Source organism: Vibrio algarum, assembly GCF_028204155.1.
Classification (GTDB): domain Bacteria; phylum Pseudomonadota; class Gammaproteobacteria; order Enterobacterales; family Vibrionaceae; genus Vibrio; species Vibrio algarum.
This window is the reverse complement of sequence record NZ_JAQLOI010000003.1, coordinates 487,022-508,583: the sequence shown is the minus strand read 5'-3', so window position 1 is coordinate 508,583 and position 21,562 is coordinate 487,022. Positions and strand designations below refer to the sequence as shown.

Annotated in this window: 17 protein-coding genes, 1 tRNA gene and 3 pseudogenes; 15 read left to right on the top strand and 6 right to left on the bottom strand. The window is 42.1% G+C overall.

Going from position 1 to position 21,562, the window contains the following annotated elements; genetic code table 11:
• Nucleotides 1-7: 7 nt before the first annotated feature.
• The 4 genes and pseudogenes from PGX00_RS17665 to PGX00_RS17650 all read left to right on the top strand — a co-directional run.
• Entirely contained in the window at nucleotides 8-2,047 is a 2,040-nt protein-coding gene (locus PGX00_RS17665; protein WP_272139032.1) for a heparinase II/III domain-containing protein, read from the top strand.
• Between the two features lie 11 nt (nucleotides 2,048-2,058).
• Nucleotides 2,059-4,056: a heparinase II/III domain-containing protein gene (locus tag PGX00_RS17660; RefSeq protein ID WP_272139030.1), complete on the top strand. Its 1,998-nt coding sequence runs from the start codon at nucleotides 2,059-2,061 to the stop codon at nucleotides 4,054-4,056.
• A 210-nt stretch (nucleotides 4,057-4,266) separates the two neighbouring features.
• Nucleotides 4,267-4,341, top strand: a tRNA-Gly gene (locus tag PGX00_RS17655).
• 245 nt (nucleotides 4,342-4,586) lie between these two features.
• Nucleotides 4,587-5,258: pseudogene (locus PGX00_RS17650) on the top strand (IS6 family transposase); the annotation flags it as partial.
• 77 nt (nucleotides 5,259-5,335) lie between these two features.
• Here PGX00_RS17650 and cyaB read toward each other — a convergent pair.
• The gene (cyaB, locus tag PGX00_RS17645) at nucleotides 5,336-5,887 is read right to left on the bottom strand and encodes a class IV adenylate cyclase (RefSeq protein ID WP_272139028.1); all 552 of its coding nucleotides are present in this window, start codon (nucleotides 5,885-5,887) and stop codon (nucleotides 5,336-5,338) included.
• Nucleotides 5,888-6,346: 459 nt separating this feature from the next.
• Here cyaB and PGX00_RS17640 point away from each other — a divergent pair, with 459 nt between their 5' ends.
• Complete coding sequence (locus PGX00_RS17640) at nucleotides 6,347-7,297, top strand: bifunctional helix-turn-helix transcriptional regulator/GNAT family N-acetyltransferase (protein ID WP_272139026.1); 951 nt, start codon at nucleotides 6,347-6,349, stop codon at nucleotides 7,295-7,297.
• 208 nt (nucleotides 7,298-7,505) lie between these two features.
• Nucleotides 7,506-8,003, top strand: coding sequence for a GNAT family N-acetyltransferase (locus PGX00_RS17635; protein ID WP_272139024.1), 498 nt, complete (start codon nucleotides 7,506-7,508; stop codon nucleotides 8,001-8,003).
• Nucleotides 8,004-8,260: 257 nt separating this feature from the next.
• Here the strand turns inward: PGX00_RS17635 and araH are convergent.
• From araH to PGX00_RS17610, 3 genes and pseudogenes are all read right to left on the bottom strand, one after another.
• Nucleotides 8,261-9,251, bottom strand: a pseudogene (araH, locus tag PGX00_RS17625) (L-arabinose ABC transporter permease AraH).
• 24 nt (nucleotides 9,252-9,275) lie between these two features.
• A pseudogene (araG, locus tag PGX00_RS17615) lies at nucleotides 9,276-10,792 on the bottom strand (L-arabinose ABC transporter ATP-binding protein AraG).
• Between the two features lie 59 nt (nucleotides 10,793-10,851).
• Complete coding sequence (locus tag PGX00_RS17610) at nucleotides 10,852-11,850, bottom strand: arabinose ABC transporter substrate-binding protein (RefSeq protein ID WP_272139013.1); 999 nt, start codon at nucleotides 11,848-11,850, stop codon at nucleotides 10,852-10,854.
• 360 nt (nucleotides 11,851-12,210) lie between these two features.
• Between PGX00_RS17610 and PGX00_RS17605 the strand changes: the two genes are divergently transcribed.
• The 6 genes from PGX00_RS17605 to araC all read left to right on the top strand — a co-directional run bounded on the left by PGX00_RS17605 (nucleotide 12,211) and on the right by araC (nucleotide 17,608).
• Nucleotides 12,211-13,914: a ribulokinase gene (locus tag PGX00_RS17605; protein ID WP_272139011.1), complete on the top strand. Its 1,704-nt coding sequence runs from the start codon at nucleotides 12,211-12,213 to the stop codon at nucleotides 13,912-13,914.
• Nucleotides 13,907-14,647 carry an L-ribulose-5-phosphate 4-epimerase gene (locus tag PGX00_RS17600; RefSeq protein ID WP_272139008.1) on the top strand — a complete coding sequence of 247 codons (741 nt, stop codon included), beginning with the start codon at nucleotides 13,907-13,909 and terminating at the stop codon, nucleotides 14,645-14,647. The genes PGX00_RS17605 and PGX00_RS17600 overlap by 8 nt, the downstream gene beginning before the upstream one ends.
• Before the next feature lie 9 nt (nucleotides 14,648-14,656).
• Nucleotides 14,657-16,144, top strand: coding sequence for an L-arabinose isomerase (gene araA / locus PGX00_RS17595; protein ID WP_272139006.1), 1,488 nt, complete (start codon nucleotides 14,657-14,659; stop codon nucleotides 16,142-16,144).
• Nucleotides 16,145-16,192: 48 nt separating this feature from the next.
• The gene (locus tag PGX00_RS17590; protein ID WP_272139004.1) at nucleotides 16,193-16,402 is read left to right on the top strand and encodes a hypothetical protein; all 210 of its coding nucleotides are present in this window, start codon (nucleotides 16,193-16,195) and stop codon (nucleotides 16,400-16,402) included.
• A 14-nt stretch (nucleotides 16,403-16,416) separates the two neighbouring features.
• The gene (locus tag PGX00_RS17585; RefSeq protein ID WP_272139002.1) at nucleotides 16,417-16,704 is read left to right on the top strand and encodes a hypothetical protein; all 288 of its coding nucleotides are present in this window, start codon (nucleotides 16,417-16,419) and stop codon (nucleotides 16,702-16,704) included.
• A gap of 64 nt (nucleotides 16,705-16,768) precedes the next feature.
• Entirely contained in the window at nucleotides 16,769-17,608 is an 840-nt protein-coding gene (gene araC / locus PGX00_RS17580) for an arabinose operon transcriptional regulator AraC (RefSeq protein ID WP_272139000.1), read from the top strand.
• A 128-nt stretch (nucleotides 17,609-17,736) separates the two neighbouring features.
• Here the strand turns inward: araC and PGX00_RS17575 are convergent, their stop codons facing one another.
• Nucleotides 17,737-18,696, bottom strand: a complete 960-nt coding sequence (locus tag PGX00_RS17575; RefSeq protein WP_272138998.1) for a PLP-dependent cysteine synthase family protein — start codon at nucleotides 18,694-18,696, stop codon at nucleotides 17,737-17,739.
• Nucleotides 18,697-18,788: 92 nt separating this feature from the next.
• Here PGX00_RS17575 and PGX00_RS17570 point away from each other — a divergent pair, with 92 nt between their 5' ends.
• The 3 genes from PGX00_RS17570 to PGX00_RS17560 all read left to right on the top strand — a co-directional run bounded on the left by PGX00_RS17570 (nucleotide 18,789) and on the right by PGX00_RS17560 (nucleotide 20,414).
• Complete coding sequence (locus tag PGX00_RS17570) at nucleotides 18,789-19,337, top strand: helix-turn-helix domain-containing protein (protein WP_272138996.1); 549 nt, start codon at nucleotides 18,789-18,791, stop codon at nucleotides 19,335-19,337.
• A gap of 297 nt (nucleotides 19,338-19,634) precedes the next feature.
• The gene (locus tag PGX00_RS17565) at nucleotides 19,635-19,838 is read left to right on the top strand and encodes a hypothetical protein (protein ID WP_272138994.1); all 204 of its coding nucleotides are present in this window, start codon (nucleotides 19,635-19,637) and stop codon (nucleotides 19,836-19,838) included.
• 90 nt (nucleotides 19,839-19,928) lie between these two features.
• Entirely contained in the window at nucleotides 19,929-20,414 is a 486-nt protein-coding gene (locus PGX00_RS17560; RefSeq protein WP_272138992.1) for a zinc-binding dehydrogenase, read from the top strand.
• A gap of 244 nt (nucleotides 20,415-20,658) precedes the next feature.
• On the opposite strand, the gene PGX00_RS17555 is transcribed toward PGX00_RS17560, so the two are convergent.
• On the bottom strand, nucleotides 20,659-21,549 hold the full coding sequence (locus PGX00_RS17555) for a LysR family transcriptional regulator (protein WP_272138991.1): 891 nt from the start codon (nucleotides 21,547-21,549) through the stop codon (nucleotides 20,659-20,661).
• Nucleotides 21,550-21,562: the final 13 nt, after the last annotated feature.

Here is a 21,562-nt window from a genome sequence, read left to right as displayed (position 1 = left end):
GTTTGTTATGCTGCAATTTAATCCCCAACAAATAAAAGAAATTCGTACTAGAGTCAGCGTGGCTCAGGTACAAAAGTTAATTGAAGAGAATCACACGGTGTTAGAAAATGACGTTTTGGTTTCGCCAGACGCTAGGGCAACTTGGAATCTTTATTATTACTGCGATGAACATGGCGTACGATTAGAGTGGGACAGACACAATTCCAAAGAGCATTGCTGTCCCATCGATGGGAAGGTGTTTACCGGAGAACCTTATGACGGCGCGTGGTGGCGATGGTTAAATACGCTCAATTCCCGTGCGTGTTATCAGCTTGGACTGCTGTGGCAGCTGACTCAGGAACGTCACTATTTTGAAAAGGTTCGTACCATTTTACTCCAGTATGCACATTATTACCCTGACTACGAAGTGCACGGCGGAATTCCTTACAATGGTCCTGGTAAGGCGAATGCTCAGACTCTCTGTGAAGCCAACTGTCACTTAGATTTTGCACGAGGTTATGATTTCATTAGTGATGATTTGGATGCTGCAGATAAAACAAAGATTGAGCGACAATTATTACGCGAAGGTGCTGAATTTTTGATGGAGCATCGTTCAGAACAATTGCATAACCATGAAATGAAGATCAATGCCACTATAGGTGTTATTGGGTTGCTGCTAGATGACCCTGCTTATTTGGACTTTGCTCTGCATTCAAAATATGGCTTGCACTACCAACTGGATAACGGTTGTCTCGGCGAAGGAATGTGGTTTGAAGGGTCAATTCACTATCACTATTACGCCTTACAAGCGGTATTGGCCTATGAGAAGATTGCATGTGGAACCGTTCACTCGGTGGCTAGCAATAACAATTTAATAAAAATGCTGAAGTTTCCGTTAAATCTTATTCTGGGGCATGGCAATTTTCCTCGTATGAACGACTGTATAGCGGGGCAAGAAAAGTTAAACCATACGCACATTTTTGAGTTCGCTAACAAGCAATTTCCTTGCTTGAAGTTTCAACAGGTGTTGCAATCGATCTACTCGAAACAAGAGCGAGATAACTTGGATGCTCTCCTTTATGGTGTTGACTCGTTAGATTCGGTTGAACGGTTACAGTGCCAGACCGTTCATGCACCATATTCTGGCTATACGTTAGGTTCAGATAACATCCACAATAATGCCTTTCTTCTCAAGCATGCACCTTACGGAGGAGAACATGATCACTATGATAGGTTAGGACTAATACTTGTTCGTAATGGTAAAGAAATTTTGCCTGATCTTGGTACCACGGGGTATGGAGCACATCTGCACTATCACTATTATAAGAATAGTGCGACGCACAATACACTCGTTGTTAATCAATCTAACCAATCACCTAATGCGCCTAAGCTGCTTAATTTTAGTCAAGAAAAGGACCATCTATTAGTAGACTCAATCGCGGATTGGCGAGAGGCTCAGCCTTCGGTAGACAGTCATGTAATTGAGCAGTGGGACAGTGCGTCGTATAAAGACATCGTCTTTAGGCGTGTTGTATTGTGGTTTGGTAACCTTGCTATTGAAATTAATCGTGTACACAATCCAAATCGTCAGCAACTTGACCTTACCTATCACGTTCGAGGTGAGCATATCCTGTCGTTAGATTGGGTACCAGTAGATAACCCGCTTTCTGGTGCGTTAACGATAATGAGATCGTGCCACAGAAAAGACAGTACTCAATACCAAGTAATGAGGTATCAAATCTCAGGTGAGTCCGATTTTAGCCAGACAATCGCCACTGATTCTCCATGTGAGTTACTTATAGGAGAAGCGCCGGATAATCCAGCGACTAAAAACATGGCCTACTTGTTGGTTCGCAGTAGAGAGCGTAACTTCTCGAGTTTAGTCATGCACGATTTATCCCAAGATTTGTGCCATCAATTGTCAAATGTACGTTGGGAAGGTGAAGAAAGCGTATACTTTGACGTGCGTAGCGAAGATGAAGTACGACAGGTAAAATACAGTTTATCTGCTGGAACGGTTACTGTAACTTTGCTTACTCATGCGCAAGTTGAATCACACGCCAATTAAGGGACAAGCTAATGCTGCAGTTTGATCAATATGAAATTGAGAATATACGCGCTCGAGCTACTCCTAATATTATTAATAAGCTATTGAAAGATAACGACATTGTTCTACGTAGCAAGACATTGGTACCGCCAGATAATCGTGCTACTTGGAACCTGTTCTACTACTGTCCTCACCACGGTGTTCGATTAGTCTGGGATAGATTTAACGCCAGCAAGCATAAGTGCCCTGTAGATGGCGTGGAGTTTTCAGGTGAGCCGTATGATGGGGCGTGGTGGCGTTGGTTAAATGAACTGAATGCAAAGGCTTGCTATGAGCTTGGTCTACTTTGGCAACTTACTCAGGAAGAAAGGTATTTAAGCAAGGTAAAAGATATTTTGCTTCAATACGCTATTAAGTACCCTCATTACGGTGTACATGGTGATATACCGTATAATGGTCCTGGAAAAGCCAACGCACAAACGCTATGCGAGGCTAACTTTCATCTCAATTTATCTCGTGGATATGATTTCATTCGCGATGATATCTTCGATTTTGAGCGACAGAAAATAGAGCATAGCTTACTCAGGCAAGGGGCTGAGTTTCTTATCGCTCATCGTTCTCCTCAGCTTCACAATCACGAAATCCGGATAAGCGCTGCGGTCGGGGTTATCGGCCTATTGCTGGAGGATACGCGCTATGTCAACTTCGCCTTGATTTCTGATTTTGGTTTACACTACCAACTTAATCACGGCTGTATTGGTGAAGGGATGTGGTTCGAAGGCTCTATCCATTACCATTATTATGCACTGCAATCGCTGCTAGTGTTTGAGAAAATTGCATATAAAACAGAACACTCTATAAGCGGTAACCCTAACTTTCTTAAAATGCTTAAGTTTCCTCTAGAGTTGATAATGAGTAACGGCTCTTTTCCTGCCTTAAATGATTGTATAGCAGGCCAAGAGCGTGTTATTCAGTCGGAAGTGTTCGAATTTGGGTATAGAGAATATCCATTCCCGCTTTTACAACAAGCACTGCAGTACATATACAGCCATGAAGAGAGGCATAATTTGGAGGCCTTACTATACGGTGTGGAAACACTCAATCCGATAGCACCTCTCTCGTGCCAAGCGAGCCATAGTCCCTACTCGGGTTACACCACTGAAATTAATCAGCAAGATAAACATTCCTTACTGGTTAAGCATGCTCCTTTTGGTGGCGAGCATGATCACTATGACCGTCTCAGTATTGTTTTATGTCGGTCTGGTCAAGAAATCTTACCCGATCTTGGTACCACAGGGTACGGAGCAGAGCTCCACAATAGTTACTATAAAAATAGCGCTAGCCATAATACTCTGGTGGTAAACGAAGGCAATCAGCCGCCCATTAACCCTGAATGTTTGTACTACGACAAAAATGATAGCTACTGCTTAGTTGACTTACTGGCAGACTGGAATTCTCCTCCTGCGGAAGTGGATAGTCATACCATTAAACAGTGGGACGAGCACGATTATCGCGATGTGGTGTATAGGCGAACCTTGATATGGTTTCACGATTGTGTGTTGGACATTAGTACCGTGAATAATCCGCACAATGCAACACTAGATATTACCTATTTGACCAGAGGAAGGCACCATACGGACGCGACATGGCAATCGATACCAAATCCAGTTCAGGGTGCATTGGCGTGTATGACTGCATGCCACAATAAATTATTGCGAGGTAGTGAAGACGTCTTTTACAAAATTGAAAATCAGGATGATTTCAGGCAGAGTATTTATACCAATACTCGTGCACATCTAATAAAGGGGTATGCACCAGACAATCCTGCGACGAGTGAAATTGCCTACTTATTGATACGGAGCGACGAATCTTATTTCTCTAGTTTAGTTCTGCACGATTTGCATGGTGACAACAATATTACGTCGGTAGATTGGCAGGGCAAGGAGTCGATTCAATTTACCATAGACCGCCATGGCAAACGAACTCGTTATCAGTTCAACTTTGCTTCTTCAAAGTTGGCTTTTATCTGAAAAAAACCAATCAATCTCGTTAGTTTTGTCATCCAAATTACCTTTTTTTGTACATAAACGAGTGTTGCGGATTTTAATTAAACAGAAAACCTGGGTGTAAAACAGTCGCTTTGATTGTTTTTAAAGCAACTGATTGAGTTTAATTGAATTTGTTGCTTTTTGGGCTTCCCTTTTAAATTCTGTGTGGCATTATAAGCACCTCAACGATGTGCGTGCATCGTATAATGGCTATTACCTCAGCCTTCCAAGCTGATGATGCGGGTTCGATTCCCGCTGCACGCTCCAAGTTTTCTTCTCTGCTCTACCAATCCCAACCCTTTGAAAATTAACCACTTAGTTGTGGGTTTTTGTGTGTCTGTAATCTGTGTAATTCTAGTTTTCGTCATCGCGATTTGGACACGGTTGCCACATGGTGGGGTACTGTCAAGTTAACCAATGCTTTGGGGTACTGTCAACTTAACAGCCTCTCAATCAATTGTGCGATAATCTGCTGACAAAAAAATTTAAATCTCTATGCAGGTTATCGTTATCCTGCCCAAATCATCAGCCATGCAGTTTGGTTTTATCATCGATTTACAATTAGCTTTCGTGATATCGAAGAATTGCTTGCGGCTAGAAGTATCGTTGTTAGTTATGAAACGATCCGTCAGTGGTGTAAAAAATATGGTTCAACTTACTGTCATCAGATAAAAAAGAGTCGTGGTCAGCTTGGCGATACATGGTATTTGGATGAAGTATTTATTAATATTAATGGTGTATTGCATTATCTTTGGCGAGCAGTAGATCAAGACGGTGATGAGATTGATATTTTGGTGCAAAAACGTAAGGACAAAAGGGCTGCCATGCGCTTCTTTAAGTAGTTATTAAAAGGGCAGGAAGTAATGCCTTTGAAGATTGTGACAGATAACCTAGCAAGTTACTCTGCAGCAAAAAGAGAATTAATACCAAATACTGAGCACTCAACAGTCCAGTATGAAAATAACGGATGTGAATTATCACATCAGCCCACTCGACAACAGGAAAGACAGATGCGGAAATTTAAATCGCAAGGGCAAGCGCAACGTTTTTTGAGTTGCCATGGTGTGATTAATAACTTGTTTCGGCCTGGGCGTCATTTAATGGAAGCCAAACATTATCGTCTTTTCCGCGATCGTTCCTTTAGAGAATGGGAACGGGTTAGTTGTGTCCAAAATTTATATTAAGGTGTGTTTAGTTGAATTTATTCGGCTCAACTTGATAGGTTGACAATACCATCAGACACTGGATTACGTTTAAATGGTTATTTGGTAATCTCTGTAGCCATATCTTTATACGATTTTGTTTCAAGATTTCGATTGGTAAGGCCGAATTTAAAAGCTAGTTCTTCTAACTCTTTCTTGTATATAGACAAACTTTCTTCTTCATCGGTCATAATCGCAAACTCGGCGAAATCACCAATGTTTTCTAATGAGTCAACAGTAATATGAAATTTACCAATGAAGTAAATACTTCTAACTTTTTCCACTTGTAACGCAACTTCATATCCCATAGTTTCAAGCATACTAGATGCTCTATCGGCATCAGTGATGTTAGTCGCTTCGCACCTGTCAGGCTCGGGCCCTTTTACTATCCAGAGTTTAATACCAGATGGCTCCATCGTGCGTATACATAAGATCTTATTTTGATTATTCAATGCCCTGTCAGGTGTGTCGTAATACCGATCTGCTTCAGCATTCTCTTCGAGCATTGTTTCATGAGGCATTTGATGGAGCGTATCTAGAAAGTCACTTTTTGATTTCAATCTATACTTCAGCTCTACTTCGTACTTACCTTGAAAATGATCACTGTACATATGTGTTATCTCACTGAAAAAATTTTTATCATAATAAAGTATCTAACTAAGACTTGATAGACCATAGACCATAGACCATAGACCATAGACCATAGACCATAGACCATAGACCATAGACCATAGACCATAGACCATAGACCATAGACCATAGACCATAGACCCTCAGATACTCCTAAAACTGCTCATCCTCATCAAATACCATTAACTCTTATCTGGTGATTGTGTTTTGGGCTACTAATAACCTGATGGAAAGATTTTGTCTGAAGGCTATAAATTGTTTTATTCCATAGAGGTTTCAGCAGGAGAGTTAACTCGCTTTTGCCCCAAACCTTCTCAGACCCAACGAACTGACCACTTAACCAGTACTGCAATAGACCAGATTTATCTAATATCAAAATTGTGTTTGATTCATTTCTCAAACCCCCATATAGTTGTATTGTGCAACTATATGGGGGTTCTATGATTTCTTTATCAGCTATCGATGCTATTCGAACATCATCACGACAACTTGTTCGTGATCTCGGATTCATGGGAGGAGCATTTGCTGGAACGGACTTATCTCCCTCTGCTGTTCATGCCTTATTGGAAATTGAAAGTGGAGATAGTGTAACAGCGCGTTATTTAAGTGATTGTCTTCAATTAGAAAAATCATCCGTGAGTCGAATGCTACAAAAGCTCATGGTTTCTGGTGATATTAAAGAAAAGCCTCATTCTGATGACGCCAGAAGTAAACAACTCATTTTAACTGCTGCGGGTCAGAAACGGGTATCAGAAATACATGCTTTCGCCCAGCGTCAGATTATTGAAGCACTTAAACATCTTAATTCTAAACAGGAAGAAACTATTATTGATGGACTAAAGTTATATGCTGATGCTTTATCGGGAAAATTTGGTGAGGTAAATAGGCTTCAAGATATTGAAATATCTACGGGTTATAGAAGTGGCATTATTGCCAAAGTAACTGAAATGCATAGTTCATATTATTCAAGAGAAGCTGGATTTGGTCAGCCATTCGAATCAGCAGTAGCCAGTGGTCTTGCAGATTTTTGTGGTCGCTTAAATCATTCTGGAAATCAGATATGGCTTGCAACATTAGGTGAAGAAATTGTTGGCTCTATTGCTATTGACGGAGAAGATTTAGGTCAGGGAAAAGCCCATTTACGATGGTTTATTGTTGATGATAAGGCAAGAGGTGCTGGTGTCGGTCATACACTTATTACTTCTGCTTTAGCTTTTGCTGATGTTTCTGGTTTTGATGAAACTCATTTGTATACAGTAGAAGGTTTGGAGGCTGCACATCATCTCTATAAAAAATACGGATTTTCATGCATAAAAGAATATATTGGAGATCAATGGGGCAAAAAAATGAAAGAACAGCGTTTCATGAGGCCTCGCCAAGTTACACTATAAATGAATCACACCAGCCACTGGGTAGAGTAACTTCGGTCTGTTAGTGTATCTAGTTGTAGTGGCATTTTGCTTAACACGGAAATGCCCCATTCGAAGTTACGATTAACTGATTAATTACTTCGTCGCCTCGTGATTTGAATTACTATTGGTCATACTTAACGTGGCAATTATACTGATGTCAATTCGTGCGGTACTCAGGGAGAAAATTTTGAAATTCACGCCCAAATTTAGTAACTCTCAGTTCTTTTTTAATCCGATCTGTATCAGTGATGCTTTCACTTTGTTTAACGCAGTTAGTTCAAACAAGTTTCCTACTTCACTACCATTAGCAAAACTTGAAACGCTCAAAGAAGCAGAAAGCTGGTGCTCAGACCGAGTTTTAGATTGGAAAACTGGAAAGTGCTATGTTTGGACGTGCAGCCGTTTATTGGATTCAGTAGTCGTCGGACAGGTCACTCTACTTCCACAGGAAGATCGCCTTGCTTTAGCCTACTGGGTAAATCCTGAACTGTGGGGACAAGGAATCGCAACTCAAATGTGTGAATCATTACTCTTTCATATTCAAAGTGAAGGTTACCGAGGTTTTGTGTGGGCAGGAGTCCATAATTGGAACGTTAGAAGTGCCTCTGTTCTGAATAACCTTGGTTTTAAAAAGATAGAGTCCAGCTGTGAAAGTAATGTTGAGTACAACTTATTAATCGAATGAAAATGCAAGATTACGTCAAGTATTTGTGGTCGCAGTGTGCCTTCTAGCCAAGCATTCTAAGAAACTATTGCCCCGAAGTGTGATATGGAATTGAACTTGATTTCAATGTCTGCAATTAGACTTACTTTTCCTTATGTCTATAACTCAAACTACGTGGCCCAATATACCATACTGCTACGCTTCAGTGCTTATACTAACAACCCTGAGCGTAGCTCAGGGTATTATATTGGAGATAGTTCTTGAAACGCTTAGAAGTGTCATGCTTTGTTGGACTGTTGTTTGTAACGGTCGAAGATAACGGCCGCTAGTAATATTATACCGCGAACAACATATTGAGAAAACGGTGACATGTTGAGCAAGTTCATTGCATTTTCGACGGTGCCTAGAATTAATACACCAGCAATGACATAAGACACTTTACCTATACCACCCTTTAGGGATACCCCCGAGTACACAAGCTGAAATGACGACTAATTCGAAACCGACAGAGGTCATTGGTTGACCACTCGTCATACGTGCGGCCAAAATAACGCCAGCAAGAGCCGAAATTAACCCTGACACGGTAAAAATGATCATCTTGGTTTTGACCACATCCACACCGGCCAAACGAGCCGCTTCTTCGTTACCACCAATCGCCAGAGTATTGCGACCGTAAACAGTGCGATTGAGAAGGAAAGCGAATAAAGCAAAAGTAAGTATGGTCAACCATATTGGTGTTGGAATACCTAGGACAGAAGAGTTACCCAAAGCAAAGAATCTCTCTTCTGTGATGCCTACAGCTCTGCCGTCAGAAATTATATAGCCGAGACCACGAGCGATCTGCATGGTTGCAAGCGTAGTAATTAACGCATTAATTTTTAGTTTAGCTATCACGAAACCGTTAATTAGACCGAAAGCTGCACCAGACAATAAGCCAGCGCCAATTCCAAGTACCAAACTGCTAGTCGCATTAATCGCTACGGCAGTTACAACACCCGAACAGGCGATGATTGAAGCGACAGATAGGTCGAGATCCCCACAAGCTAAGCAGAACAACATCGCACACGCTACCATGCCACTCATCGAAATCGCTAGGCCAAGCCCTTTCATGTTGATAAAAGTCGCAAAGTAAGGCACAAATAAAGTACACAAAAGAAATAGAGCAGCGAACACGATGAGCATTCCGAATCGGTCCCAAATTCCAGCCAAATTAAAGGAGCGTTTAGCATCCTGCTGTTCAAGAGGTTTTGTAGAGCTTGTTACAGACATAATATTAATCCTTGATTTTTAGCGTTAAGCGGCTGTTGAGTCTTCTTTGTCTAGCATTGCCAGACAAAGCGCAGTTTGTTCATTAAATTCGTATCGCTGTAATTCACCAGTCACCGCACCTTCTTTCATAACAACGACGCGATCTGAGATACCCAACACTTCCGGCAAGTCGCTAGAAACGACGAGTACGGTCACCCCGTTTTCAGCCAGCTTAAAAATGAGTTCGTAAATTTCGGACTTGGCACCAACATCGATTCCCCGTGTAGGTTCATCCAACAAGATGACGCTCATCTCTGTTGACAACCAACGGCCAAGAATAACTTTCTGTTGGTTACCTCCGGACAATTTTCCAATAGGTTGCTCTAAAGAAGATGCTTTTACATTGAGTGCTTCTTTTGCTTCGAAGCGTTCTTCTTTTCCCATTCGAAATCAATCAACCCTTTGAATCTTAAGTTCCAAGGACGAGCACTGATGTTCGTGTTCTCTTGAACTGACATGATAGGGATGATGCCGTCGGCTTTACGGTCTTCTGAGCACAGAGTAATGCCAGCTCGAATGGCATCTTGCGGGTTTTTAACTCCAATTTTGACGTTGTGAAGGTACATGTTTCCTGCACTTTTCTTATCGGCACCAAAAATAAGGCGAGTCAATTCGGTTCGTCCTGCTCCAACTAAGCCAAACAGCCCTAAAATTTCACCTTGTTTAATATCCATAGATAGCGGTTGGCTTAGTCCTGGGCCTTCGAAGTTTTCTATACGCAGGCCACTTTGACCATGCTGACGTGAACGATAATTGTAGATATCGTTGATTTCTCGACCGACCATCAATTTTACTAAGCGATCATGGGTCAGTTCGGACATGTCATGGAATGATCGCACGTGCTGACCATCTTTGAAGATAGTAATTGCATCACAAAGATCGAAAATTTCTTCCATACGATGTGATACATACATGATGACTTTTCCAGAATCACGCAGTTCACGGATAATCTTAAATAGGTTTTTAATTTCTCGCTGCGACAAGCTACTGGTTGGCTCATCAAAAGCGATAATTTGTGCATTGCGGCTCAACGCTTTGGCGATCTCAACCATTTGCCATTGGCCTATAGAAAGCTCCTTTAGTTGGCAAGATGGATCAAAGGTTTCACCTAAACGTTCTAACTGAACTCGTGCATTTCTGTTTAGAGTTTCTGTGTCTACTCGTCCTCTTTTCGTTGGTAACTGTCCGAGATAAATATTCTCAGCAACTGTCAGCTCAGGAACTAGGTTGAGTTCTTGATAAATAATGGCAATACCGTGAGCGAGGGCATCATTAGTTGAGCCCAGCATCACTTCTTTACCGTCAATTGCGATTTCACCTTTGGTGGGTTGATGAAAGCCACTGAGAGTTTTGAGGAGCGTTGATTTACCAGCACCATTTTCGCCCATCAAAGCGTGAACACTGCCCGCATCCGCTCGGAAACTAACGTTGTTCAATGCCTTAACACCGGGGAAGTGCTTCGATATATTGCGAAACTCTATGTAAGAGGGGGACTTAGCCATGACGTTCTCTCCGTTAAATCAGATAATGACGACCCATTAGGTCGTCATCGAAAGTGAGCTTATAGCCCTTTTTTCGCTAGTTCATCTTTGAAGTTATCACGAGTGATAAGTACAACGTCTGTGACTTCTACAAACTTCTCTGGCTGCATATCATCAGTCACCCATTTGTAAAGAGACTCGATACTCTTGTAGCCGTGTACGTCTGGGCTAGGTAGTAGTGAACCGTAGAACCCCGTTGGTTGAGATTTAGCCAGTTCGTTCACCGCATCAACGCCATTGATGCCAATACCGATTACGTTGTTTGCACTGAATCCTTGACCTTCAGTGGCACGTATACCGCCTAGTACAGTATTGTCGTTCATACCTAAAACTAGCCATTGCTTAACGGTTGGGTATTGAACCAGTAAAGAGTTCGCTGCGTCTAGTGCTCCTGGAATATCATTGGTTTTCGTTGGTACGCGGTAGATTTGAGCGACAGGGAAGCCCGCTTGTTTTAGCGCAGAAATAGAACCATCAACACGACGACGTGCTGTATCAAGCTCGTCGGCAGTGATTGCCATTACACCCGTTGTAGAGACATCCCAGTTACGTCTCTGCATTTCATTGTGAAGCTCGGTACCTTGGCGTTCGCCGATAGCGGTTGCTGCCATCATAACCAAAGGTACGTCGGTCATCGGCTCACCTTTAGCGTTTAAAAATTGGTCATCGACAGTGACAACTTTAAGGTCATAACTTTTTGCCTTCGCCATGATTGCTGGGCCCAATTTAGGATCAGGTGTGCAGATAACGAAACCTTTCGCACCTTGAGCTGCGAGTGTGTCGATAGCGTTAAGCGTTTTCTCTCCATCTGGTATAGCCATTTTAATCAACTCAAAACCAAGATCTTGACCAGCTTTTTCTGCGAATGACCATTCTGTTTGGAACCATGGTTCCTCCGGTTGCTTAACTAGGTAACCGAGTCTGATGTCATCGTTTGAACCGAAAAAGGCATTGGCTGAAGCGCTTAGCATTGTTACGCCAGATAGGGCCGCGATTGTGAGTAGTTGTTTTAATTTCATTGTTATCCATCCGCTGGTTGTAGGTAAGTGTTCGCAATACATATTTGTAGATTTCAAAATAATTGTTAGTGATAATAATCACACTTTAAAATTGTAGCGTTTTTGTCCATTCATTCGACTGTAGAGGCTATGATTTAGATCGCAGTAAAGCTATAAACAGCCAATAATACAGCGAATATCTTTCTTTTTTCTTCTTTTAGGTATGAGTTTCGCTCGAATTTATAATTTGTCAGATACACCACAAAAAAAATGCCGTAACTATTTTGTCCATAAATTTAGCGAGCCTATTCATGGGATAACGGCAGTATTATCGCTATAACTTTATAGGATTTAGTTTGCAGACCAAAAGTTGGAGCTCTTATGGAAACATTGAAAACACATCAGCAGTACGTAATTGGTTTAGATTTCGGATCAGATTCTGTACGTGCTCTTGTCGTGAATGCAGGCACCGGAAAAGAAATATCATCTTCCGTTGTCAATTACCCGCGATGGATGAAAGGACTCTATTGCCAGCCAGAACAATCTCAGTTCAGGCATCACCCTCAAGATTATCAGGATGCTATGACCCTTGCTATTAAAGATGTACTAAGCACAGTCTCATCCTCTGTAACTTCTTCTATAGTGGGGGTTGGTGTCGATACTACTGGCTCGACACCTGCGCCAATTGATGAGAATGGTACGATTCTCGCACTACTACCAGAGTTCGAAAACAATCCAAACGCGATGTTCGTTTTATGGAAAGACCACACCTCTGTAACCAAAGCCGACCTGATCAATGAGCTCGCGCATTCTGGAACGTTTACCGACTATACTCGCTACATCGGTGGCGTGTATTCATCTGAATGGTTCTGGGCTAAAGCTGCGTGGGTTAGTGAACAAGATGAACAAATTGCAAAACGAGCCTACAGCTGGGTTGAACTTTGTGACTGGATCCCAGCCATTCTTTCTGGTAACCAACATCCACAAAAGCTGCGCCGCAGCATTTGTGCTGCAGGGCATAAAGCCATGTGGCACGACAGTTGGAGTGGCTTGCCTGACCAAGCGTTTTTAAGCGCAATTTCTCCAACACTCGATGGCATTCGTGAACACATGTTTTCGCAAGTATTCACGTCAGACCAAGCGGCTGGATACCTCTCTAAAGAGTGGGCAGAGAAATTAGGACTACCAGAAGGTATTGCCATCGCGATTGGCGAGTTTGATTGTCATATGGGAGCCGTTGGAGCGGGCGCTGGAGCCAATGATCTAGTAAAAGTGATTGGTACCTCGACTTGTGACATTTTAATGGTGACTGCAGACGAGGTAGGTGACCGCACTATTCATGGGATTTGTGGTCAAGTAGAAGGCAGTGCTATGCCTGAGCTACTCGCTTTAGAAGCGGGACAATCAGCGTTTGGTGATATGTACGCTTGGTTCAAAAACGTATTGATGTGGCCATTGCAGGCTTACGTAGAGCGTAATCCAGATTTTTCCCTGATTGCAGAAGAAATCGCTTCTGACTTACTGCCGATGCTTTCAGAGGCAGCAGAACAACAAGGTATTGACTATTACACACCAGTAGCAATGGATTGGCTCAATGGTCGACGCACGCCATTTGCCAACCAGCGCTTAAAAGGTGCTGTCTGCGATTTAAATCTTGGTAGCGCTTCACCAGCTATATTTTCAGCGCTTGTAGAGTCAACGGCACATGGTGCGAAAGCGATTGTGGATTGCTTTATTGAGCAAGATGTACCGGTTGAACGTGTCATTGCAATTGGTGGTATTGCTCAGAAATCACCTTATGTGATGCAAATGTGTGCCGATGTGATAGGCCGTGAAATCATCGTTGTAGAATCGGAGCAATGTTGTGCCTTGGGGGCAGCGATATTTGCTGCGGTAGTCGCGGGCGTTTACCCAAATACCAAAGCAGCACAAAGTGTGATGGCCAGTCCCGTTCGTCAAGCATACTTACCAAATCCAGAAGTACAGGCGATGAGAGTGAAGCGATATGCGACATATCGTCAATTAGGACAGTATATGGAACAGCTTGCTGAATTTCACCAATCTCAGGAGCGTGGCAATGTCTGAACAAACAGTATGGAGCGATGTTGATTTAACCTCTGAACGTCTTAAAGCACTTCGCAGTCAAGTCTGGCAAGCCAATATGGATCTCCAGCAGCATAATCTTGTGACCTTCACTTGGGGGAACGTTTCAGGCATAGACCGTAAGTCGGGTTTGGTGGTTATTAAACCTAGTGGTGTTGAATACAGCGAACTCAGCGCCGCCAACATGGTGATTGTCGATCTACAAGGTCGAACCGTTGAGGGAGAGATGAATCCTTCTTCAGATACCGCGACACACTTAGAGCTTTATCGTCAATATTCCGATATTGGCGGTATCGTCCACACTCATTCGCCGCAGGCGACAGCATGGGCTCAGGCCGGTCGTGCCATTCCGGCACTGGGTACCACTCATGCGGACTATTTCTATGGTCAAATCGATTGTACTCGAGCATTGAGTAACAAAGAGATTGCTGAAGACTATGAGTTAAACACAGGCAAGGTGATTGTTGAAACCATTGGTGACAAAGACGCGATGGCTTCACCCGGTATTCTTGTTAAAGAACACGCACCGTTTTCATGGGGTAAAGATCCACATCAAGCAGTACATAATGCTGTTGTGGTTGAAGTCGTTGCTGGCATGGCATTGCAAACACTACAAATCAACTCGGGTGTGAGTTCGATTAACCCATCGCTCTTGGATAAACATTATTTACGTAAGCACGGTGCAAACGCCTACTACGGTCAAATCAAAAAATAAGGATATATGATGAAGGTTTTCAATGAGAAACAAGTATGGTTCGTTACAGGCTCTCAGCATCTGTATGGCCCAAAAGTTTTAGAAAGTGTGGCAAATAATAGTGAGGAAATCATTGTCGGCCTAAATTCGGCTCCAGGCATTTCAGTGGACATCGCCAACAAGGGCACAGTAAAAACGCCTGACGAAATCCTAGCAGTCTGCCGAGCGGCGAACAACGATCCGAATTGTGTCGGTTTAATGCTTTGGATGCATACTTTTTCTCCTGCGAAAATGTGGATTGCAGGCTTAACTCAACTTAATAAGCCGTTCCTGCACCTACATACACAGTTTAACGCGAAACTGCCGTGGGATGAGATTGACATGGATTTTATGAATCTCAACCAAAGTGCGCATGGTTGCCGTGAGTTCGGTTTCATTGGTACACGTCTGAATATTGAACGAAAAGTGGTTGCGGGTCATTGGAAAGATGAGCAAGTGCATAAAGATGTCGATGAGTGGTGTCGCGCCGCGATTGGAGTAGAAGCAGGTAAACAACTTAAAGTTGCACGCTTTGGTGACAACATGCGCCAAGTTGCCGTAACTGAAGGCAATAAAGTCTCGGCACAAATTCAATTTGGTTACGAAGTGAATGCTTATGGGCTCGGTGAACTGAGCGATGTAGTCAATTCGGTACCTGAATCAGATGTGAATCATTTGCTTGACGAATATGCATCAACATACGAGATGTCGCCAGACCTTTTAAATGATGAAAACCAAAAGATATTGTTAGTACAAGAAGCACGTCTCGAGCTGGGTATGGAATCTTTCCTAAATTCCGTTGGTGCGAGTGCTTTTACCAATACGTTTGAGAACTTAACAGGCCTTACTAATCTGCCGGGACTTGCTACGCAACGCTTGATGAGTAAAGGCTTTGGTTATGGTGGTGAGGGTGACTGGAAAACAGCTGCAATGATTCACATCATCAAAGTAATGGGGCACGGCAAGGAAGGTGGAACTTCGTTTATGGAAGACTACACCTACAACTTTGGCGGAAAAGGTCAGGTATTAGGTGCGCATATGTTAGAGGTTTGCCCATCTATCACAGCGGTGAAACCTAAACTAGAAATTCACCGCCATACCATAGGTTGTTGTTGTGATATCCCACGTCTTATTTTTAGTGGTCAATCTGGTGAAGCGTTAAATGTGTCTATTATCGACCTTGGTGACCGCTTTAGAATGGTGGTGAATATAGTTGATACGATTATTCCACCAGCATCATTACCGCATCTTCCTGTCGCTCATGCATTGTGGGAGCCACAACCTAGCTTAAATGTGGCCGCTGCGGCTTGGATTCACGCTGGTGGCGCGCATCATGCGGTTTATAGCCAAGCGGTAACCTTGTCAACACTGGCTGATTATGCAGAAATTCTAGGTATCGAAATGGTGGTGATTGATAACGATACTAACTTACGTCAGTTCAAACAAGACTTACGTAACAACGGTGTTTACTACCGCTAAGTAACCTCAATAGTGTGCTCCCGTATGGGAGCTCTTTGGAGTCAATTTGTGAATGATACAGATGTAGTTGCTAGTCCGATTTACCAATTGGGCAAATCATGCTGGCTACTTAAGCTCGCAAGTGCACACCCCGCGCGTTTTGAACTTCTGTGTGATGGTGAAACTCATTATGTAGGCGTCATTGAGATCACGAATAACAGAAATCTTATTTCAGTATCGGAAGCAAACTGGAAGTTTCGCCAAAAAAAGATCGGCTAGAGCAGTGGTGTCAGGTGCAACATTCAGAAACACTGTCGATTAACATGAATTACTATTTTTCTGGTGATGCTCTGGTGATTGAATACCTGGCACGCAACAGCGTACCTACACGTTTAGATATCCGCCACGATATCCAACATATACCGCAACCCATTGATAAGGAACCTCTCCCCAAATCTCATTTATCTTGGCAACATAGAAGAGACGGTCTACCGAGTGACTTTCTATCCAAAACAGAGAAGACCGACTTTTTCAGAGAAGCGTTTTCAGCTAAACAGTGGATTATTCTGGATAAACTGTGAGGAATCACGACGACACTCTTTAGTAGCCAGATTAAACTTACATAAACCTCAATATAGATAATGTATGCAAAACAACGATCCATTAAAGCCCGGATATAACTTTGACGCTCATCTTGTAGCGGGCCTCACTCCCATTATTGAAGGAGATGAGCTAGATTTCGTCATTGATCGGCCAAATGGGATGAAAGGTTTCATCATCAACCTCACGAGCCAAGGAGAGGGAACTATTTTCCATGGCGATGACGCTTTTGATGTTAAAGCGGGTGACTTACTGCTCTTTCCACCGAATGCGACTCACTTTTATCAACGTAAAGTCGACAATGCCTCTTGGTTCCACCGATGGGTTTATTTTCGTCCACGTGCTTTTTGGAACGAGTGGCTTTGTTGGCACGAACAACATAAAGGGGTGTATCTAACCAAGGGAATAGAAAGTAGCACGGTTTCAATGCTGGAGAAGCTATTTATTGATATAGAGTATATATCTAAATCTGATATCCCTTATCGAGATGATTTAGCAGTAAGTCTTCTCGAACAACTGATAATACGCTGTAAAAATATTCAGCCAGATGTTGTTAGTAAACCTCTTGATCCTCGTGTGATTGAGGCAATGAACTATATGTCACAGAACCTGAACCAAAGCTTCTCTTTAGAGAGTATTGCAGATTTTACTTGTTTATCCGCTTCGCGTTTAGGCCATCTATTTCGAGACGAAGTTGGTATGACTATCACCCAATGGCGAGACGATCAACGAGTCATCCGAGCTAAGCAACTCTTGGTAACCACTAACTATTCGGTCAACCGGATTGGCAGGATTGTCGGCTATACAGATCCTCTTTACTTTTCCCGTGTTTTTAAACGCAAGTCTGGTGTTAGCCCTAAGCGTTATAGAGAGCAAATCAGTTAGTCGTAGCAAGAAAACATCTTGTCTTATCTATATAATGAATTAGGTATCTCGTATGAATTACCAATCGCTCGCTCTAGCTCTTGATGGTACTGCACTTAGAAATGACGGTACTTTGAGCTGTAAATCAATTAAAATAAGTCAGAACTTAAATATTTCAACCCACTATCATTTAACGTTAATACAATATTTTTTCCTTTCTCTTTTCCCTGAAGTAATTTTATTGCGGCACAAACATTGGCTCCCGATGATATTCCTACAAAGGCGCCCTCTAAACGAGCTAGATTTCTAGTTACTTCGTACGCTTCATCATCTGATATTTCAACGAGGCCATCGATTAAATTTCTATTGATCTTTGGTAAGTCCATGGCATAGCCACAGCCTTGAACTTTATGACGCCCCGAATTTACCAATGGCTTTCTTCCATAAACGGCAGCGTTACGAGGTTCGGCAATGTAGCACTGTATTGATTCATCGTACTCTTTGAACTTTTCTGCACATCCTTCGAAAGTTCCTCCACTACCAACAAAATCGACAAAACAATCAATTTGACCATCAGTTTGCTCCCACATCTCCACTGCGGTATGGAGTAAATGTGCACGGTACGAACTGTCAAGTTTGAATTGATCTGCTCGGAATGCGTTTTGTTCTTTTGTAAGACGTCTTACTACTTGCTCGACTAGAGCCAGATCCTCACCAGAAACTTGTCCTTCTACTGAATGTTTTGCTTGAGGAACAAGTACAACTTTCGCACCAAGTGACTTCATCATCTTTGCTCTTTCTGGTGAATTACCTTCTGACATACAAGCAATAAAGGGGTGTCCTTTGGCTTGGCATACCATTGCTAAACCAGTTCCTGTGTTACCACTGGTTAGTTCAATCACAGTTTGTTCAGGTAATAACTCACCCTTGTCTTCGGCTTCAATTATCATTTGCAAAGCAGGTCTATCCTTTTTGCTGAATCCTGGATTTAAATACTCCAACTTGGCAAAAATATTTCCAGAGACACCATAATAATTTGTTATACGAGATAGGTTGAGCATGGGTGTCTCACCTATCGCTTCGTAGATATGATGGATCACTTTTTTCATCGAACTTGTCCTATTGGGAAATGATTGTTAGTATAAATATAACGTACGATCGTAAGTTATATATGTCAACAGTATTTGAAAGGTCTCTATTTATGGAAATCAGTTTCATCATTGCTCACAATCTAAAAAAACTACGAAATGAGCGCAATTTGAGCTTAGGGCAATTGGCTAAGCTATCTGGTATTAGCAAAGTAGTACTTTCTCAGATAGAGAAAGGAGAATCGAATCCGACAATAAATACAATATGGAAAATTGCTGGCGGGTTAAATGTTGCTTATACGTTATTGCTGGAGTTAGCAGCTTGCAATACTCAAGTCGTCTCACGGAACGAAACTGTTAAACAAAGTTCAGAGGACGGAACTTACCAACACTTTTGTTATTACCCGAATAGTCCTGTCAGAAATTTTGAATTATTCCAAATTGAGCTAGCACAGGGTGGGGAACATTATTCACATGGTCATCCAGAAAAATCGGAGGAGTACATATTGGTTAGTAAGGGAGAGTTAGAACTCAGATTTAATGGTAACAGCTATAAGCTTACTTCTGGTGAAGCAATAACATTTGATGCGGCTCAAGAACATACCTATGTGAATGCTGGTAAAGAGGTAGTAATAGCTATTGTGATTAACTATTACCCTTAGTAAGTTTTGCCAATATTGATACTGACTTGAAAATGTACAGGTAGCTTAGAACCCTACTCCAAACTCTGTTTTGTCCAGATACGTATATGGAATCCACGTATTTACAAAGTATTTAGGAGTTAAAGTTAAGATGCGTACGTATATTCGGCTTTTTGTTGAAGGCGCTACCTTCTAGCCTTTAATGTTTGCGCATTTTGTCGGATTAAATCCTGTGGATGCCAAAGTGAATTTTGACATTGCGCGGTAGATCATATAGATGATTCTTTTGTCGGTGGTTTAGATGTTGCAGGTGAAATAGTGACTGTAGGCAGCTCTGTCACCCAATGGGAAAGAGGTGATAGGGTGCTTTATCATGTTGATATGTATAGAAAATCAGGAGGTTTTACAGAATATGCAGTACAGGATAGTCGTACAATTATTACGCACCCAGAAGTAGATTCCGAGATAGCTGCTGCATCACCTTGTGCAGCATGGACTGCGTATCGAGCGTTAGTTGATTAGTTCTGCATTAAGAAACAAAAGAGTATTTTTATCGCGGGTGGATCTGGTGGCGTTGGGGGCTTTGCCATATAACTAGCCAAAAATTTTGGGGTGGAAACTATCATTACCACCAGTTCATCCAAAAACTACCCCTACGTACATGCATTAGGTGCTACTCACGCAATTAATTACCATGATTTAAACGTGTTTGAACAAGTAATGGATATTACTAATCAACAAGGTGTCGATGTATCTTTAGATTGTGTTGGAAGAGATAATGACATATTAGCTGCATCAGTTCTCAGATATGAAGGCTGTATGGTCGAGCTGGTTAAAACTTTAACACCGAATAATTACCAAGATGCTTTCACCAGAGGACTTAGTTTTCATCAATTGAGTTTAGGCTCTGGCCATCGTTATGGTGCATATGGGAGAAATACTATAATTAAGGCAGGAATTGCCATTTCAGCTATGTTAGAGGAGGGCCAGCTGAACGTGCCTAAGCTAGAGATAGTTAATTTTAAAGACATAGGAGGTGCACTTATTGATATGCGAAATGAACGTACCGTAGGAAAAATAGTGGCTAAACTTATTTAGTTAATATTTAAATATAGTCGAAAAATCTGGAGTTTAACCCGCACAGAGGATTCTGCTTGGATACATTAAATCGCTCTCGATAGTGATTGAGTAAAGTGGACTGTCGATACCCGACGTAATTCATTCATTGTTAAATTAGAGAGGTCGCTGACATCATTCTTTCCAAAGCCGTGTCAGCGTAATTCGTAATATGTTTTTAACATTTTTGAATATATGAAAAATGTCCCATTACAGATATCTAATTTTATCTTTCTTCTATTTTCAATTGGTTATCAATGTTTTTCTCAATAAAATGTTGTAAATAGGCGACAAAAACCTGTAACCGTGAAGAGTGATCGATTTTAGGAGGGTAAAGCATCCACACTTGACGAGGTTCTAATTGGTAATCAGATAAGAGGCGTTGTAAGCGGCCGAATTTTACATGAGCCCAGAGCAAGTGTTCTGGCACTCTCACCACTCCTTGATGCTGAATTGCAGCCTTTACCAGCATACTATTGTCACTACACGCAAATCGGCCTTGCGTTTCAATTTGGTGCGACTGCCCATCTTTTAAAAAATGCCAATTACGCCAATTAGGGAAGACTAAACAGTCAAGAGCGGAAAGATCATCAGGGTGTAGAGGTAAGGCATGACAACTTAAGTACTCAGGAGAGGCGACTACCCAATGACAATAAGACATCAGTTTTCTAGCCACCATGTTTTGTGGTGGGGTATCGGTAACACGGATAGCAAGAACAAAATTACGTTCGTGTAAATTCTCGAGTTTATGGCCTATTTCAATCTCAAAGCTGACCTCAGGGTAACTCCGATTAAATTCCGAACATGCATCAACTAGAAAGGTGTCAGCGAAAGATGAAGGCGCGGTGATACGGAGTACACCTGTGACGTCTTTATCACTGTGTTTGAGGTCGCGTTCAAGCCCCAACAATCCATGACGTATAGCTTGAGCTTGCAATAGAACCTGTTGCCCCTCAGTTGTCAATCTGACTTTACGTGTGGTTCGGACTAATAGTTGCGTATTGAAATCTTGCTCAAGCTGACGAATTTGTTGAGATAGATAGCTTCGAGAGATATCTAATTGTTCTGCTGCTTTAGAAAAACTCAACTGCTGGGCTACCTCGAAAAATAACAACATTCGCTCTAACGTT